The following is a 13,258-nucleotide window of genomic DNA, read 5'->3' on the forward strand; positions in this document are numbered from 1 at the left end:
TACAGATGGTCACACTTTCGGCGGCTTTCGAGCAGCCAGCTATGACTTTTTTGGCACAGCAATTGCGACGTTGGTGCCGAAGGCAAGCGACTCACTATCTGCCTTCGGATAGGTTCAGCCCATGAATAAAAGAGTGGTGGTCATTCTCTTCAGCGCATTCATCGTCGCGGCTATCTGCAGCTTTCTCGTATCTCGCCTGGTTGGGAAACGCGTTTTGGCGTCGCACTCGAATATGACGCGCGTCGTTGTCGCAACCACAGATATCAAGTTGGGCAGCGTGCTTCGCGACGTCGACGTAACTCTCTCTGAAGTTGCCTCTCCCGCACCCAAGGGGGCAATTCTCAATCTCAAGGACGCAATCGGCAGAGGAGTGATCTCCAACCTCTACCAGAACGAGCCTGTCCTCGATAGCCGCCTGGCCGCAGCGGGCTCCGGCGGTGGACTGGCTGCGATCATCAGCCCCGGTATGCGGGCATGCGCCGTCAAGGTGGACGACGTCGTCGGCGTGGCCGGCTTTGTAACGCCTGGAATGCGCGTCGATGTTCTGATCTCAGGCAACCCGCCGGGGACACCAAATCCGGTCGATGGGCCGAAGGTAAAGACACTGCTGCAGAACATTGAGGTTCTATCCGCAGGTACGGATATCCAGAAAGATCAGGAAGGAAAGCCGAAGCCGGTGCAGGTCGTCAACCTGCTGGTGACTCCGGAGCAGGCAGAGGACCTCAGTCTGGCAAGTAACCAGACCCACATCCAGTTAGTTCTGAGAAATCCTCTCGACACCCAGATCGCTCAGCCTCCGGGCACTGTCATGGCGAACCTCTACGCCGATAAAAACAGTCCCGCGCCGAAGCCGCGAACAGTATCAACGCCTCGCGTGGTTCGTGCGCCGGCTCCGCAGGTCGTTCTCGTTCAGGTCTTCAATGGATCGAAACGTACGGAAGAAAAATTTGTCTCAGGTGAGGTCCAAAAGTGAGAGACACATTCATTATCGCTTGCTTGTCTTTTCTGTCTTGTGTCGTTTGTGCCGGAAAGCCCGTGTATGCACAGCCGAGTGGAACCCCCGCGGCCCCTACCGGAGCTTCAACGCAGGATTCTGCAAATGATCTGGTAGTCGCCGTCGGCAAATCCGTACTGGTTGACAGTCTTCGTTCGGTGACGCGGGTCGCAGTCGGCTCCCCCGACATCGCAGAGGCTACCGCAGTAAGCCCTTCCGAGGTCATGATCAACGGCAAGGCTCCTGGAGAGACTTCGCTCATTGTCTGGCAAGCTGGAGGAGCCCGGCAGTTCTTTAATGTGAAGGTTTACAGCAGCCATTCCGATGCCGGCGACAAGCTGGAAGCCTTGCGTCGTGAACTCAGAGCCGAGTTTCCCGGCCAGGCGCTGCGCGTCAGCTCCGAAGGAGGATCCATCTTCCTTCGTGGCACGGTGAAGGATCTCGACAGCTCCAAACGTGCTGTTCAGATCGCATCCACAGCCGGCAAGGTGGTCAACCTGCTGTATGTCAACGTCCCTGCGGGCGAACCGCAGATCCTGTTGAAGGTGCGTTTTGCCAGCGTCGACAGAAGCCGCGGCCAGCAGCTTGGCCTGAACGTCTTCAGCACCGGCGCCACGAACAGTTTTGGCACCGTTACAACGCAACAGTTCTCCCCACCGACGCTCGTCACCGACCAAAACGGCAGAACGAACATAGCTCTATCGGACCTGATGAACATCTTCATCTTCCGGCCGGATTTGCAACTGGGCGCAACTCTGGAGGCACTGCAGACGACTGGAGTATTACAGGTCCTGGCGGAACCAAACGTCATGACGACCAATGGAAAACAGGGAAGCTTTCTGGCCGGTGGTCAGTTCCCGTTCCCCGTTGTTCAGGGCGTCACCGGAACCGGAACAGGAGCAGTGACAATCACGTTCAAGGAGTTTGGCGTCCGCCTGGACTTCATCCCGACAATTACACCTCGGGGCACAATCCGGCTTCAGGTTGCGCCTGAGGTCAGCACTCTCGACTTCGCAAACGGAGTCAAGTTATCCGGCTTCACCGTTCCGGCAATCAATACGCGCAAGGTTAAAACCGAAGTCGAGCTCGGCCAGGGTCAGAGCTTTGCAATTGGTGGACTGCTCGACAATCGCGCAACCAAGAACCTGTCGAAGATTCCTTTCATCGGCGATGTGCCGATCCTTGGCAAGCTCTTCCAGTCAATGTCAGTTACTAAGTCAAATACGGAGTTAATCGTTATTATAACTCCGGAAATCGTAAACCCGATCCCAGCCGGAGCACCTAAACCGGAGATCAAGTTCCCTGATAAATTCCTGCCGTCACTCTCGGGTATACCGATGGAAAACCCGAGCGCTCCCGCAGGAACAACACCTCCGCCGGCAACCATTTCTGTCGAGAAATTGGTTGAGAGCATGAAGCCAGGGCGTACATTGCAAACGGAAAGCATGTCTCCCGTAGCCGTTTACAACTTCTCGAACAACGGCAACGGAGAAACAGACAACCAACAGCAATCAGCCAGTCCACAGCAATAAAGATGGAACATAGCGCCATGGCTCTCCTCAAATGGATTTCGGGCATTCTCGCTTCGCATGCAGAGAAGCCCGAAATCCATTTGATCGTCAGAAACATAACACGCAATACTGAGTTAGCCCAGTGTATTGAGGTGGCAGACACGGGCAAAACCCGCAGAAAAGGCCTGCTTGGCCGAAAGCAGCTATCCGCCGGAGAAGGCCTATGGATCATTCCCTGTGCGGCGATTCATACCTTCAGGATGCAATTCTCGATTGACCTTGTCTATCTAAGCCGCGACAAACGAGTAAGAAAGATAAGACATGAAGTGCCTCCCTGGAGGATCTCGTTCTGCCTTCTTGCACATTCGGTACTGGAACTAGAGACTGGCTCCGTACGCAAAAGCGGGACATGCCGCGGCGATCGGCTTGAATTAGCCCGGGCGCATCACAAAAACAGCTAACTCGCATTCCATTATGACTTGCGGCGCCATCACGACAAACAACAGCGCAGATGATGCATTGTTGTTTTTATTTAAGACGCCAGCTAACGGATTTTCATTACATCAATCGGTAGCGCGTCGAGCAGTTTCACGTTTTCGACAATAATAACTTCACTTACAACAGTTCCCACAGTAGATATCAGCAGAGAAATGACAACTATTTGCATACTTAGAAGCCCTCAGCAGCGTCCTTATGCTTCAATATCACGCCTGATTTCCCTGCTGGTGGCCGCATCACGCAACCAGTGCGGGTATTTATCGCCCTATTGGGCCAACGAGAATGGCATCTTACTTGCTAGATGTCAAGGTATAAAGCCAACCAGTCATTGACTGGTACTAAATAAAGGGAGTGGAGGATTCACCATGAAGAACAAACTTTGGATGATGTATCTGAGGACCAAGGATATCCTGAGCGGCGAGGACGGCCAGGATCTTATCGAGTATGCGCTGGTGGTTGCACTGATCGCCTTCGCCGCTACGGCTGGAATGAGCACCTTGGCGAACAATATCAATAACGCGTTTCTGCAAATCGGCACGAAGCTTACTACCGCCGTCGGCTGATATATAGCGCGTGTCTTGCTGGGCTAGCTGTACTTTATTTTTACTGCGGGATTCTGAGGGGGAGGCGCTTAAGGTGGCCCTTCCGTGCTCTCCCTACTCAATTTCCAGAACGGTCAAATCCCGAAGGTTTGAAACCTGAAACATTCAGAGGAGAACATCACAATGAAATTCGAATTCAGAAGACTTGCTGTTGCGGTTCGGGTCTTCCTCCTGAAGGAAGAAGGACAGGATCTCATCGAATACGCGCTGGTGGTTGCGCTGATCGCCTTCGCCGCTACGGCTGGAATGAGCACCTTGGCGAACAATATCAATAACGCGTTCCAAAACATCGGTACGACGCTTACCACTGCCATTGGCTGATCGCTTGACTGGTTCTTTGGCCATGCATCATCTCTCCTTGCAGTACTGTCTGTTTGCTCTATCTTTCTGCCTCAGGTCAAAGGGCTCGTGCAGGAAACTTAGGTGAAATGCCATGCTTTTTTCGGTTGTGGTTCCAGTACTCAATGAAGCGGAAACAATACCGTTGTTTCTCCCGCGACTTCGCGCCGCACTGCACGGCCGGCTCTGGGAGGTTATCTTCGTGGACGATGGAAGCACCGATGCGACATCGGAGATTCTTGGAGAACTCGCCTCGAACGACCCGTGTGTAAAGGTGCTCCGTTTTACTCGTAACTTCGGCCATCAGGCAGCGGTGACGGCGGGGCTCGACTTCGCCGATGGTGATGCCGTGGTGGTCATGGATGTAGATCTGCAGGATCCGCCGGAGCTGCTACCTCAGATGCTCGCTTTGTACGAGCAGGGCTACGATGTTGTGTCGCCACAGAGGATCTCCCGTGAATCGGAGACCACGTTTAAGCGCTGGACAGCGGCTCTGTTTTATCGAACTCTCTCGCGGATCTCCAATCATCAGCTCACTCAGGATGTTGGAGATTTCCGGCTCTTCAGCCATCGAGCGGTAAATGCCATCCGCTCTCTTCGGGAAGAACACCGGTACATGCGCGGCATGATTGCATGGCTGGGAATGAAAGAAGCCATCCTCCCCTTTCGGCGCTGTGCCCGCTCGGCAGGCGAGACCAAATATCCACTCACCAAGATGCTTCGTTTTGCGTGGACAGGCATTTCCTCGTTCTCTGCATTTCCGCTGCGGATAAGCATTGCGGCCGGCAGCCTCCTTGGAGGAGCCGGTTTCCTGTACCTGGTATGGGTGCTGTACTTGGCGCTTTGCACGAAGACGCTTATCCCTGGATGGGCCTCGGTAGTCGCTATGCAGTGCACATTCTCCGGCATGCTTCTATTGGCCCTGGGCGCCGTGGGAGACTATGTCGCCCGCACCTATGAAGAAACCAAAGGCCGGCCTCTCTACGTCGTGAACGAAACATGCAACGTCTCGCCGCCGCAGCATGGGCTTACGCGTGCAGTGCTTTTGGAAAAACCTCAGCCGCGAAAGATCGTAGTGATTGGCGCCGACGAGGCTCCCGATCAGAGTATCGAGGCAGAGACATCGTTAAACTCACTCACCAGCCTGCGAGCATAACAATGCCTGTCGACACTTCCAGAGACATCGTTGATTGCAGCATGGATATCGAGCTGGCGTCTGTGCCGGCAGTAAAGGAGACCCACGCGCCCTCAAGTGGACAGTTTAAGGGCATGCTCTTGTTTGCTTTCTGGGCTTCTCTCTACATCTTGCCATTCATGCGCCTCTACCTTGTCGGCACCGATGAAGGAACACTGGATTATGGGGCGATCAGAGTCGCGCACGGCCAGGTCTTTGCGCGCGATTTCTTCGAAGTGATCGGGCCGGGGACGTTCTACTGGCTTGCAGGCTTCTTCAAGGTATTCGGAGAGACCTTTCTTGCAAGCCGCATATGTCTATTCATTACGTCGATAGGGACGGCGCTCGCCATGTATTTCCTATCCCGCCGCGTATGCAGAACGTCCCCTATTACTCCCAGCATCATTCTGGCGGCAACCTACTTCGGAGGCCTGTGGCCGGCTATCAGCCATCATGTAGACAGCAACTTCTTTGCATTGACCGCGGTTGTCTGCATCGTTCTCTGGCAGGAAAGGGGTAACAGAGCTCTGTTATTCGCAGCCGGTGCTCTCGCCGGCGCCACGACCTGTTTCCTTCAGCCAAAGGGACTTCTCTTATTCTGCGCATTTCTGGTCTGGCTTTTTGTGCTGAAGCTCCGCCGCGCCGCTTCCCTGTCTGCCATGGCATTACTCACCGGGAGCTACCTTACCGTGCTTGCAGCCGTTGCACTTTATTTCTGGCACAAGGGAGCCTTGTCGGCCCTGATCTATATCAACTTCATCTGGCCCTCCCAGCATTACTCGGCGGTCAACTCCGTGCCCTACGCTCACGACATCTTGTCAAATTTCTGGGATCACTGGGTTGTCAAAGTAAAGGGCTTTGGATGGACAGTCCCAATGGCGGCTGTTCTGATTGTGCCCTTGTTATTTGTCATAGCTCTGCCTGGCCTGTTGGCGGCGTTGGGTGCGCGGTTTCGATGGAACCTGACCAGGAACGAGATCCTGCTCTACTGGCTTGCCGGAGCGGCACTATGGCTGAGTGAAATTCATCGTAAGGATGTCACTCATCTGGTCTTCGGATCACCGCTATTGATGATTTTGGGAGTTCATTTTCTAGGCGAGTACCGCGCATCACTGGCAATCGTGGCGCGGCGTCTCCTCTTGGTCTGTTCGGCAAGTCTGGGCATTTTCAACCTTCTTTGCCTGCTTTTGGCCTCGCACTCCATTACGACCCGCGCCGGGACCATCCGGACGTTCAAAACCATGGACATTTTCGCCGCCCTGGAAAAGTATGCTGCTCCCGGGGAAGAGATCTTCGTTTACCCGTATGCCCCTAGGTATTACTTCCTGGACGCTACAACCAACCCTACTCCCTATAGCATCCTCGTCTACAACTACAACACGCCGTCTCAGTTTCAGGAGACGGTACGAATTCTGGAGGAGCGCAAGGTTCGGTACGTCGTCTGGGACAAGAACATCGAGCAGGTAGCCTCGGTGGTCTTTCCTTCGTCCACCCAGGTGGCTCCAAACGATCTCATTGTGGAGCCATATCTTCAATCGCATTATCGGCTTGTACAGGTAGTTGATGGCTTCCGGATTATGGAACGGATAGCAGACTGAAAAGGAGATAACATGCCGGCGAACGAGAAACTATCTCCAGAATTCGATCTCTATGCAGCTTCGTACGACGCATTGCTGGAGGACCCCCTCAGAAACCGGTTCGCGCATGGGACACACTACTTTCACCAGCGAAAGTGGGTCCTGATTCAGGATCTGCTGCATCGCGCCGGGTTGAATACAAGCTCGTTGCGATGGCTCGATGTAGGATGCGGCAAAGGAGAGCTGCTGGAGTTGGCCGGAAGCCATTTTGCATGGGCAGGCGGCTGTGATCCATCTGCCGCGATGCTTGATTCCTGTACCCGCTTCGAGGTGCGGCAACAGCAATCGCAGATCGAGCTTCCGTTTGATGACAGCTCAGCAGACTTCGTGACGGCGGTATGTGTGTACCATCATGTTCCGCAGGCAGCGAGAAAGCTGTTACTGGATGAGATCAAACGAGTCCTGTCGCCAGGGGGACTGGCCTGCATGATCGAGCACAATCCCTGGAATCCAATCACACGAGCCATTGTCAGCCGATGCCCGGTAGATGTCGATGCCGAGCTTCTCACCGAGAGAAGCGCAAAGGCGCTGATGCGAGACTGTGGCTTCACACCACTTTTTTCTGATTATTTTCTGTATCTTCCGGAACAGCTCTATTCTCGTATGGCCTTTCTCGAGAGCTTGCTTGCAAAGGTTCCGCTGGGCGGTCAATATGCTCTGCTGGCAAGATCGTCTTATCAGGCTTCACTTGAGTGAGAACGCATCGTTTCTGCCAGTCTCCTCAAGAGGTCTTGTAAGGAGTATCGTCATTCACCGGAGCGAGCCTCGATCGCTCTGGCACGTGTAAGACAACATCATTCGCTCGAAAGGAGAACAGCCGGCATGCAGGCAGTATGTATCCATAGGTACGGCGGCCCCGAAGAATTTGTTCTGGAGGAAGTTCCAGATCCGGTACCCGGAGAAGGTGAGATTCTGGTCCGCCTGCTCGCGACCAGCGTCAATCCGATCGATTACAAGATGCGAAGCGGTGCTGCAAAAGAGCGCTTTCCGGTGCAGTTTCCTGCCATTCTGGGACGAGATCTCAGTGGAATCGTTGAGTCAATAGGACCCGGAGTGACACAGTTCAAACCGGGTGAGAAGGTACTGGCGCTGGCCTGGCATACCTATGCGGAATTGGTGACCGTGAAGGCGGATGATGTGACTCACCTGCCCGATGGAGTCGACCCGGTTGCGGCGGCGGCTTTGCCACTAGTCTCACTTACAGGAGACCAGTTGGTCCGGCGCGCGGCAAAGGTCCATGCCGGAAAGACAGTGCTTGTCACCGGCGCCCTGGGCAGCGTTGGCCGAGCCGCGATTCACTCCGCCCGCAAAGCAGGAGCAACCGTTCTCGCCGGAGTACGCAAGACCCAGATCGAACAAGCCCTGGGCTTGAATGCAAACGACGTTGTCGCGCTTGATGATGAAAACGCTCTCAAAAAATTACCGCCGCTGGATGCAGTCGCTGACACGATTGGTGGAGAGATCGCCACTAAATTGATTGCGAAAGTCAAAAATAGCGGGATGTACGGGAGTGTTGTTGGTCCACCGAAAAATGCGCAGCAGTTTCCGGCTGTTACCGTCGCGGCCATGATGGCCGTTCCCGATCCGTCGAAGGTGCGAGAGTTTGCCGACGACGTTCGAGATGGAAAGTTCCGGCTGCCTATCCGCACTGAACTGCCCCTCACCGAGACAGCCGAAGCCCATCGCATGGCCGAGCATGGTGGAGGATCGCAAGGAAAGATTCTGCTCTTCTAACCGAAAAAGAAAGGGACGGCTTATGCCGTCCCCAAGCCAAGAGGATTTTTAGAACGACTGAAAGTCTACGGCAACCTTCAGTTCGGCAATTGTTGGAAGCCCGTACCTGGTTGCCGGTTGAAACCTGTATCTGCGGACGGCTTCGAGGGCCTTCTCGTCAAAGCCATGCCCGGCGGGGCTGAGTACCGCTACATCCTGTGGATTGCCCTTCTCATCGACGGTGAGACTTACGATCACTTGCCCCGTGGTCTTCGCCTCGCGTGCCCCGGAAGGGTACTCCGGCGCCGGCCCTGAAAGTAGCACAGGCATTGTGCATCCAGAGTCCTTACTCGTGCAGGGAGCAACGGCTGAGGGGCCATCGCCCTCGATTGTGTAATTGACGTTGATGGTCGTGGAGACTTCGGTTGGCTCGCCATTGAGCAGATAGGGCTTGTACTTCCACTGCTGTACTGCGTCCACGGCGCTGTTCCTCAGTTCCGCAGGGCCACTGACCACCGCCAGAGATATGACATCACCGGTCTTTCCGATGGTCGCACTCAACACAACTGTGCCCTGGATCCGTGCCTTCCTGGCCTCCTCGGGATAAATGGGGTTGACCTTCGAAACGATCTGACCGGCCATAACTCCCGGAGAGACCCTGACTGGTTTCTTCTTTTCCTGTTCCTGTTGGCCAGCGGCAGCGAGCATAGACAGGTCGGCAGTAGGCAGCAGCGGCTGTGCAGGCGGCGCCACCTTCGCAACCATGAGATCACTACTCTTCTCTTCAGGGGTCGTGTCGATAGCAGAATGCACTCCCGTGATGGCATGAATCATGTTCAGGCGGTCGACTGCCGTAGGTGAGTGCTGAGCCTGCGCTGTCCTGAAGCAGACACCGGCTACAACGAACGCGAGTGCAAGCACCGAGAGCGCGGCAAAGGGTTGAACAGCAGGCGGATTGTTCTGGTTGAGCAGACGGCGGATACGCATCGAGAGAGAGCCTCCGTTGACACTAAGTGTGATTGCAGGTGAATTGGAGCGCCGCGCCGCAAGCTGATAGAGGGCGCGGGCGTAGAGAACCGGGCCGCCGGTCCAGGAGACCGCAAGGTCGTCACAGCAGAGCTCACGCTCTTTGCGGATATGGTGCGAGATCCACCAGACGGCGGGATGATAAAAAAGCAGCGATTCAGCAATGGATTGCAGGATGCCGACCAGGTAGTCGTGACGGCGAATATGTGCCAGCTCATGTGCAAAGATGGCCTCAACCTGCACTGGAGAAAGACCGGCAAGCGCGCCTACCGGGATGAGAACAACGGGCCGCAGCCATCCCACGACGGCCGGCGCCTGCACTGCCGCCGAGCGCAGTAATCTGACGGAGCGGTCGATACCGATACGCTTACAGAGAGCAGCGAAAAGATGTGTCTCCTCGGTTGATGCCGGCATCGTACCGATCAGCCTCAGACGTCTCGCCGCCGCAAGTCCCAGGCTCAGACGAGCCAGGCAGAGCGCAAAGCCGAGGCTCCAAACCGTGACAACGACCGGCAATGAATGGTCTAGCGCCTGTTCGAGTTCATCCAGACGTGATGGGCTCACCTGAACAAGCTCTTCCGATACCCCTCCGAACAGTCCATTTGCATTGATGACGGCGTGCCGCAGACGACCCGCGTCATTCACGGCTACACGTTCGAACGTAACCGCAATTGTGACAAGGTTCAGTGCCAGCGCCGCGCAGCATACGCAGTAACGAAGCTGCGGAGAGTGCTTCGAGAGCAACGCGAGGACACAGGCCAACAGAAGCGCAATCAGCGCTCCCTGCCAGCAGAAATGAAGCAGCGTCCATCCGAAGACATGAGCTAGATACTGACCGGTGGTCATTTCGATCCCCTTTCAAAGTCGTCGAGGATGCGCCGGATCTCAGCGAGTTCCTTCGCGGAGACCGGCTTGGAAGAGAGCGCGCCCAACACCAGGTGCGAAGCCGAACCTTCAAAGGCCCGGTTCAGCAGATTGCCGGCGAGCCGCTGTTGCGTCTCCTGTTTAGGCAAGCGCGCCTCATATACGTGAGAGCGAAAACGTTCGCTGCGGGTGAGCAGTCCCTTTGCGGCCATCACCTGCATCTGTTTCAGCACAGTGGTGTAACCCGTATCGCGCCCAAGTGCTGCATGGACTTCACGAACCGTAGAAGGCCCCGCACTCCAGAGAACATTCAAGATCTCGAGTTCGGCTTCTGTTGGCAGCGGTGGTGGAGCGTTCTTCTTCATAGCCAGGAGACTAGTACGATCATTGTCGTATGTCAACGATATTTATCGTATTTAGAAAAATTTACTTTCATGGCGCAGGAATTTGCGGATGGCGCGGTCACAGTGCAATCCGCAAAGAGATTCGCGCTATGCCGAATGCGGCAGCTCTGTGGAAGAAGAGTGAGGAGAGGGCGGAGAGACGGGAGAGACTACGCATAGACCATTTTCCGTGTAGGTGTAGAGGAGAGTGCTTCCTGATCTGTCGGCGTTTTCCGCAATGAACGCCGCTGCACTCCTCTTCCGGGATACCCAGCAACAGGGAAAATGCTATAGACCTCTTACAATCACAAAGCGGAGCCTGATGGCTCCGCTTTTGCGTTTCTACCTCTGCTTAACCAAGTCGCTGCCAGTGGTGAACACGGTAGTCTGTCTCGCCGGTAACTGTACCCGACCCTCCGGACCATCGCAGCTCCGCGCCGGCATCGCCCTCCAGCTTGAAGCTCAATGAGCCGTTACCGTACACACGTGCCGATAGACGCCTGGACTCCGGCGCGGCTGTATGAGCTCCCACATCGGCCCAGGGAACAATGCTGCCGGCTTTCACATACACGGGAATCTTCTCCACAGTTCGATCGACTGTAACGGTCGTGCCGCCCTTGATCAGCTCTCCTGTCCAGAAGTCATGCCAGTCGTTCCCACTTGGGAAAACGAGTTCCCTCTTTGCCTCTCCGGCAAACAACGGAGCGATCATCATGCGGTCGCCGATGATGTATTGATCGTCCACTTTTGCCAGTCGGGCGTCATTCGGCCAGTCCATCACGAGCGCACGGAAAGGAGGAGTTCCGTCAGCGGCATAGCGATGAAATGCGCTCTTCAGATAGGGGACCAGGCTCATGCGCCAACCGATAATCTCTCGGCAGCGAGACTCAGTTACCTCCCAGTTGGTCATATCCTGCCCGGCGTTATTCAGCTTTCGATTCAATTGCCGCCATGGAGGACTCTTGATGTACCAACCGTTCACGAGTGCTAACGGCGAGAAGATAACACTTTGCAGACGCCGTATCAGATCTTCTTCACTGACGGCATCGCGTACCTCCGGACACCACAGCAGACCGTTGAAGCCGGAGTTGACCAAACCGCGAATGAAGTCGCGATGGTTATACAGATCGCTATAGAGGACAAAGGGATAAGGCGCAGCCAGCGCACCGCTGGAACGAACCAGACCATAGGTCTTCAGATTCCGCTTACGATATTCGTCCCAGATCGTGTACTGGTAACGGAGCCCAAACACGCTGTGCATCTGTTCTCCATCAATGCCTGAGGGAAAACGGCTTAGCTCAGGAAACGACCAGCCTCCGGTGTAGTCGGAGTTGTCGCATTCGTCGAGCTTGAAGCCGCTGACACCTGCATCGACAAAGGTCTTGCCATGATATTCGCCAAAGACATGTCTTGCTGCAGGATCAGCAAAGTCCGGCGTCAAACCTCCCCAGACGCCGTAGTCTCCTGACAGTGACCGCATCGCAGGAAACACGGGTGAAGCTGGATGGACGAAGGCGTGCTCCCAAAGATTGACGTGGCAGTTCAACGCCTTCATCTCTGACAGAAATGCTGTCGGCTCAGGAAACCGCTGTCCTTCCCATGCAAAAGTGCAGGAGTATGAGTGGCTCTGCCAGCCCGGCTCCAGCCCGAAGACGTCGCAGGGAATCTTGCGATCACGAAACTCTTTCAGGAGTGACACGACTCGTTGCGACGTTGACCGTGAGTCGGCACGATACCAGAACCCAAGTCCCCACTCCGGCGGCACAAAGCCTCCGCCTGAAAAGACGTTATAGCGGCGAACGGCATCCAGCATGTTCGGCCCCGCGAAGAGGTAGACATCGACACCGGAAGCATTCGGGATTTCGACCGTCACCTGCCCCTGGTCAGCCGTATTAATGTTGTGCGTGTAATTCGGATCAGGATTAACGTTGCTGACACTGCTAGCCGGCTCCTCAGGCTTCGGGCGCGCGTTCCCGACAAAGAAGGTTGCATAACGAGCGGTGTCGACCAGGATGCCCACGCCTTTAGTCGTGACGTAAAACGGCACCGGAGCGTGAGAGTCTCCCGAATCAAACCTGGGATCGGCATTCACGCGCATGGTCTTCTTCTTTCCACGCTGATCGAAAGAAAGAAGCTGCAAGCCTAAGCCGAAGACAAGCTCATTGGGACGGAGCGGCAACTGAACGACTGTTCCCCGGACGGAGGTAGCACCTGAGATAGAAGGAAGTGGCGATTCGGCCACATGAGGCAGGCGATCAAAACCGTCGGTCTGAGGCCCCACCAGCCGGCCTGAGACCGGAGTGTAGGACTCCGGAGTTCCAATGCGTGCTCTCCATACACCTGGGTGAACCTCGGCCCAATCTGCTTGCCGTAATGACTGTTCTTTCTCCTGAGCGAACAATACCCCCGGCGTTGAGGCTACAGCGCTCGTCACCAGGAGACGTTTCGCCAGGCTTCTTCTCGTAATCCGATTCGATGACATCGACCTTCCTTCGTAGGTTGTGATGCAGGCAACTT

12 protein-coding genes are annotated in these 13,258 nt (G+C 55.3%); 9 read left to right on the forward strand and 3 right to left on the reverse strand.

Annotated features, from left to right (window positions below; all coding sequences use genetic code 11):
- The first annotated feature begins 121 nt into the window (after positions 1 to 121).
- From cpaB to OHL21_RS22205, 9 genes are all read left to right on the forward strand, one after another.
- Complete coding sequence (gene cpaB, locus OHL21_RS22170) at positions 122 to 973, forward strand: Flp pilus assembly protein CpaB (protein ID WP_263419486.1); 852 nt, start codon at positions 122 to 124, stop codon at positions 971 to 973.
- A gap of 62 nt (positions 974 to 1,035) precedes the next feature.
- Entirely contained in the window at positions 1,036 to 2,526 is a 1,491-nt protein-coding gene (locus OHL21_RS22175; protein ID WP_263419487.1) for a type II and III secretion system protein family protein, read from the forward strand.
- Between the two features lie 17 nt (positions 2,527 to 2,543).
- The gene (locus tag OHL21_RS24625) at positions 2,544 to 2,966 is read left to right on the forward strand and encodes a DUF192 domain-containing protein (protein WP_399259135.1); all 423 of its coding nucleotides are present in this window, start codon (positions 2,544 to 2,546) and stop codon (positions 2,964 to 2,966) included.
- A gap of 402 nt (positions 2,967 to 3,368) precedes the next feature.
- Positions 3,369 to 3,566, forward strand: coding sequence for a Flp family type IVb pilin (locus tag OHL21_RS22180; protein WP_263419488.1), 198 nt, complete (start codon positions 3,369 to 3,371; stop codon positions 3,564 to 3,566).
- 162 nt (positions 3,567 to 3,728) lie between these two features.
- On the forward strand, positions 3,729 to 3,926 hold the full coding sequence (locus OHL21_RS22185; protein ID WP_263419489.1) for a Flp family type IVb pilin: 198 nt from the start codon (positions 3,729 to 3,731) through the stop codon (positions 3,924 to 3,926).
- Positions 3,927 to 4,038: 112 nt separating this feature from the next.
- Positions 4,039 to 5,100: a glycosyltransferase family 2 protein gene (locus tag OHL21_RS22190; RefSeq protein ID WP_263419490.1), complete on the forward strand. Its 1,062-nt coding sequence runs from the start codon at positions 4,039 to 4,041 to the stop codon at positions 5,098 to 5,100.
- Between the two features lie 2 nt (positions 5,101 to 5,102).
- A complete protein-coding gene (locus OHL21_RS22195; protein WP_263419491.1) occupies positions 5,103 to 6,716 on the forward strand; it encodes a hypothetical protein in 1,614 nt (537 codons plus the stop codon).
- A gap of 12 nt (positions 6,717 to 6,728) precedes the next feature.
- On the forward strand, positions 6,729 to 7,451 hold the full coding sequence (locus OHL21_RS22200; RefSeq protein ID WP_263419492.1) for a class I SAM-dependent methyltransferase: 723 nt from the start codon (positions 6,729 to 6,731) through the stop codon (positions 7,449 to 7,451).
- A gap of 126 nt (positions 7,452 to 7,577) precedes the next feature.
- Positions 7,578 to 8,489, forward strand: coding sequence for an NADP-dependent oxidoreductase (locus OHL21_RS22205; RefSeq protein WP_263419493.1), 912 nt, complete (start codon positions 7,578 to 7,580; stop codon positions 8,487 to 8,489).
- A gap of 48 nt (positions 8,490 to 8,537) precedes the next feature.
- Here the strand turns inward: OHL21_RS22205 and OHL21_RS22210 are convergent, their stop codons facing one another.
- The 3 genes from OHL21_RS22210 to OHL21_RS22220 form a co-directional block, all read right to left on the reverse strand.
- The gene (locus OHL21_RS22210) at positions 8,538 to 10,340 is read right to left on the reverse strand and encodes a M56 family metallopeptidase (RefSeq protein WP_263419494.1); all 1,803 of its coding nucleotides are present in this window, start codon (positions 10,338 to 10,340) and stop codon (positions 8,538 to 8,540) included.
- Positions 10,337 to 10,723 carry a BlaI/MecI/CopY family transcriptional regulator gene (locus OHL21_RS22215; protein ID WP_263419495.1) on the reverse strand — a complete coding sequence of 129 codons (387 nt, stop codon included), beginning with the start codon at positions 10,721 to 10,723 and terminating at the stop codon, positions 10,337 to 10,339. The genes OHL21_RS22210 and OHL21_RS22215 overlap by 4 nt, the downstream gene beginning before the upstream one ends.
- Positions 10,724 to 11,093: 370 nt before the next feature.
- Positions 11,094 to 13,223, reverse strand: a complete 2,130-nt coding sequence (locus tag OHL21_RS22220) for a glycoside hydrolase family 31 protein (RefSeq protein WP_263419496.1) — start codon at positions 13,221 to 13,223, stop codon at positions 11,094 to 11,096.
- Positions 13,224 to 13,258 lie beyond the last annotated feature (35 nt).

Origin of the sequence: Terriglobus albidus, from assembly GCF_025685425.1 — a bacterium.
GTDB classification, from domain to species: Bacteria; Acidobacteriota; Terriglobia; order Terriglobales; family Acidobacteriaceae; genus Terriglobus; species Terriglobus albidus.

Coding starts and splice junctions, on each gene's coding strand:
- cpaB (WP_263419486.1), top strand. CDS start 122: ATGAATAAAAGAGTGGTGGTCATTCTCTTCAGCGCATTCATCGTCGCG.
- OHL21_RS24625 (WP_399259135.1), top strand. CDS start 2,544: ATGGCTCTCCTCAAATGGATTTCGGGCATTCTCGCTTCGCATGCAGAG.
- OHL21_RS22180 (WP_263419488.1), top strand. CDS start 3,369: ATGAAGAACAAACTTTGGATGATGTATCTGAGGACCAAGGATATCCTG.
- OHL21_RS22185 (WP_263419489.1), top strand. CDS start 3,729: ATGAAATTCGAATTCAGAAGACTTGCTGTTGCGGTTCGGGTCTTCCTC.
- OHL21_RS22190 (WP_263419490.1), top strand. CDS start 4,039: ATGCTTTTTTCGGTTGTGGTTCCAGTACTCAATGAAGCGGAAACAATA.
- OHL21_RS22195 (WP_263419491.1), top strand. CDS start 5,103: ATGCCTGTCGACACTTCCAGAGACATCGTTGATTGCAGCATGGATATC.
- OHL21_RS22200 (WP_263419492.1), top strand. CDS start 6,729: ATGCCGGCGAACGAGAAACTATCTCCAGAATTCGATCTCTATGCAGCT.
- OHL21_RS22205 (WP_263419493.1), top strand. CDS start 7,578: ATGCAGGCAGTATGTATCCATAGGTACGGCGGCCCCGAAGAATTTGTT.
- OHL21_RS22210 (WP_263419494.1), bottom strand. CDS start 10,340: ATGACCACCGGTCAGTATCTAGCTCATGTCTTCGGATGGACGCTGCTT.
- OHL21_RS22215 (WP_263419495.1), bottom strand. CDS start 10,723: ATGAAGAAGAACGCTCCACCACCGCTGCCAACAGAAGCCGAACTCGAG.
- OHL21_RS22220 (WP_263419496.1), bottom strand. CDS start 13,223: ATGTCATCGAATCGGATTACGAGAAGAAGCCTGGCGAAACGTCTCCTG.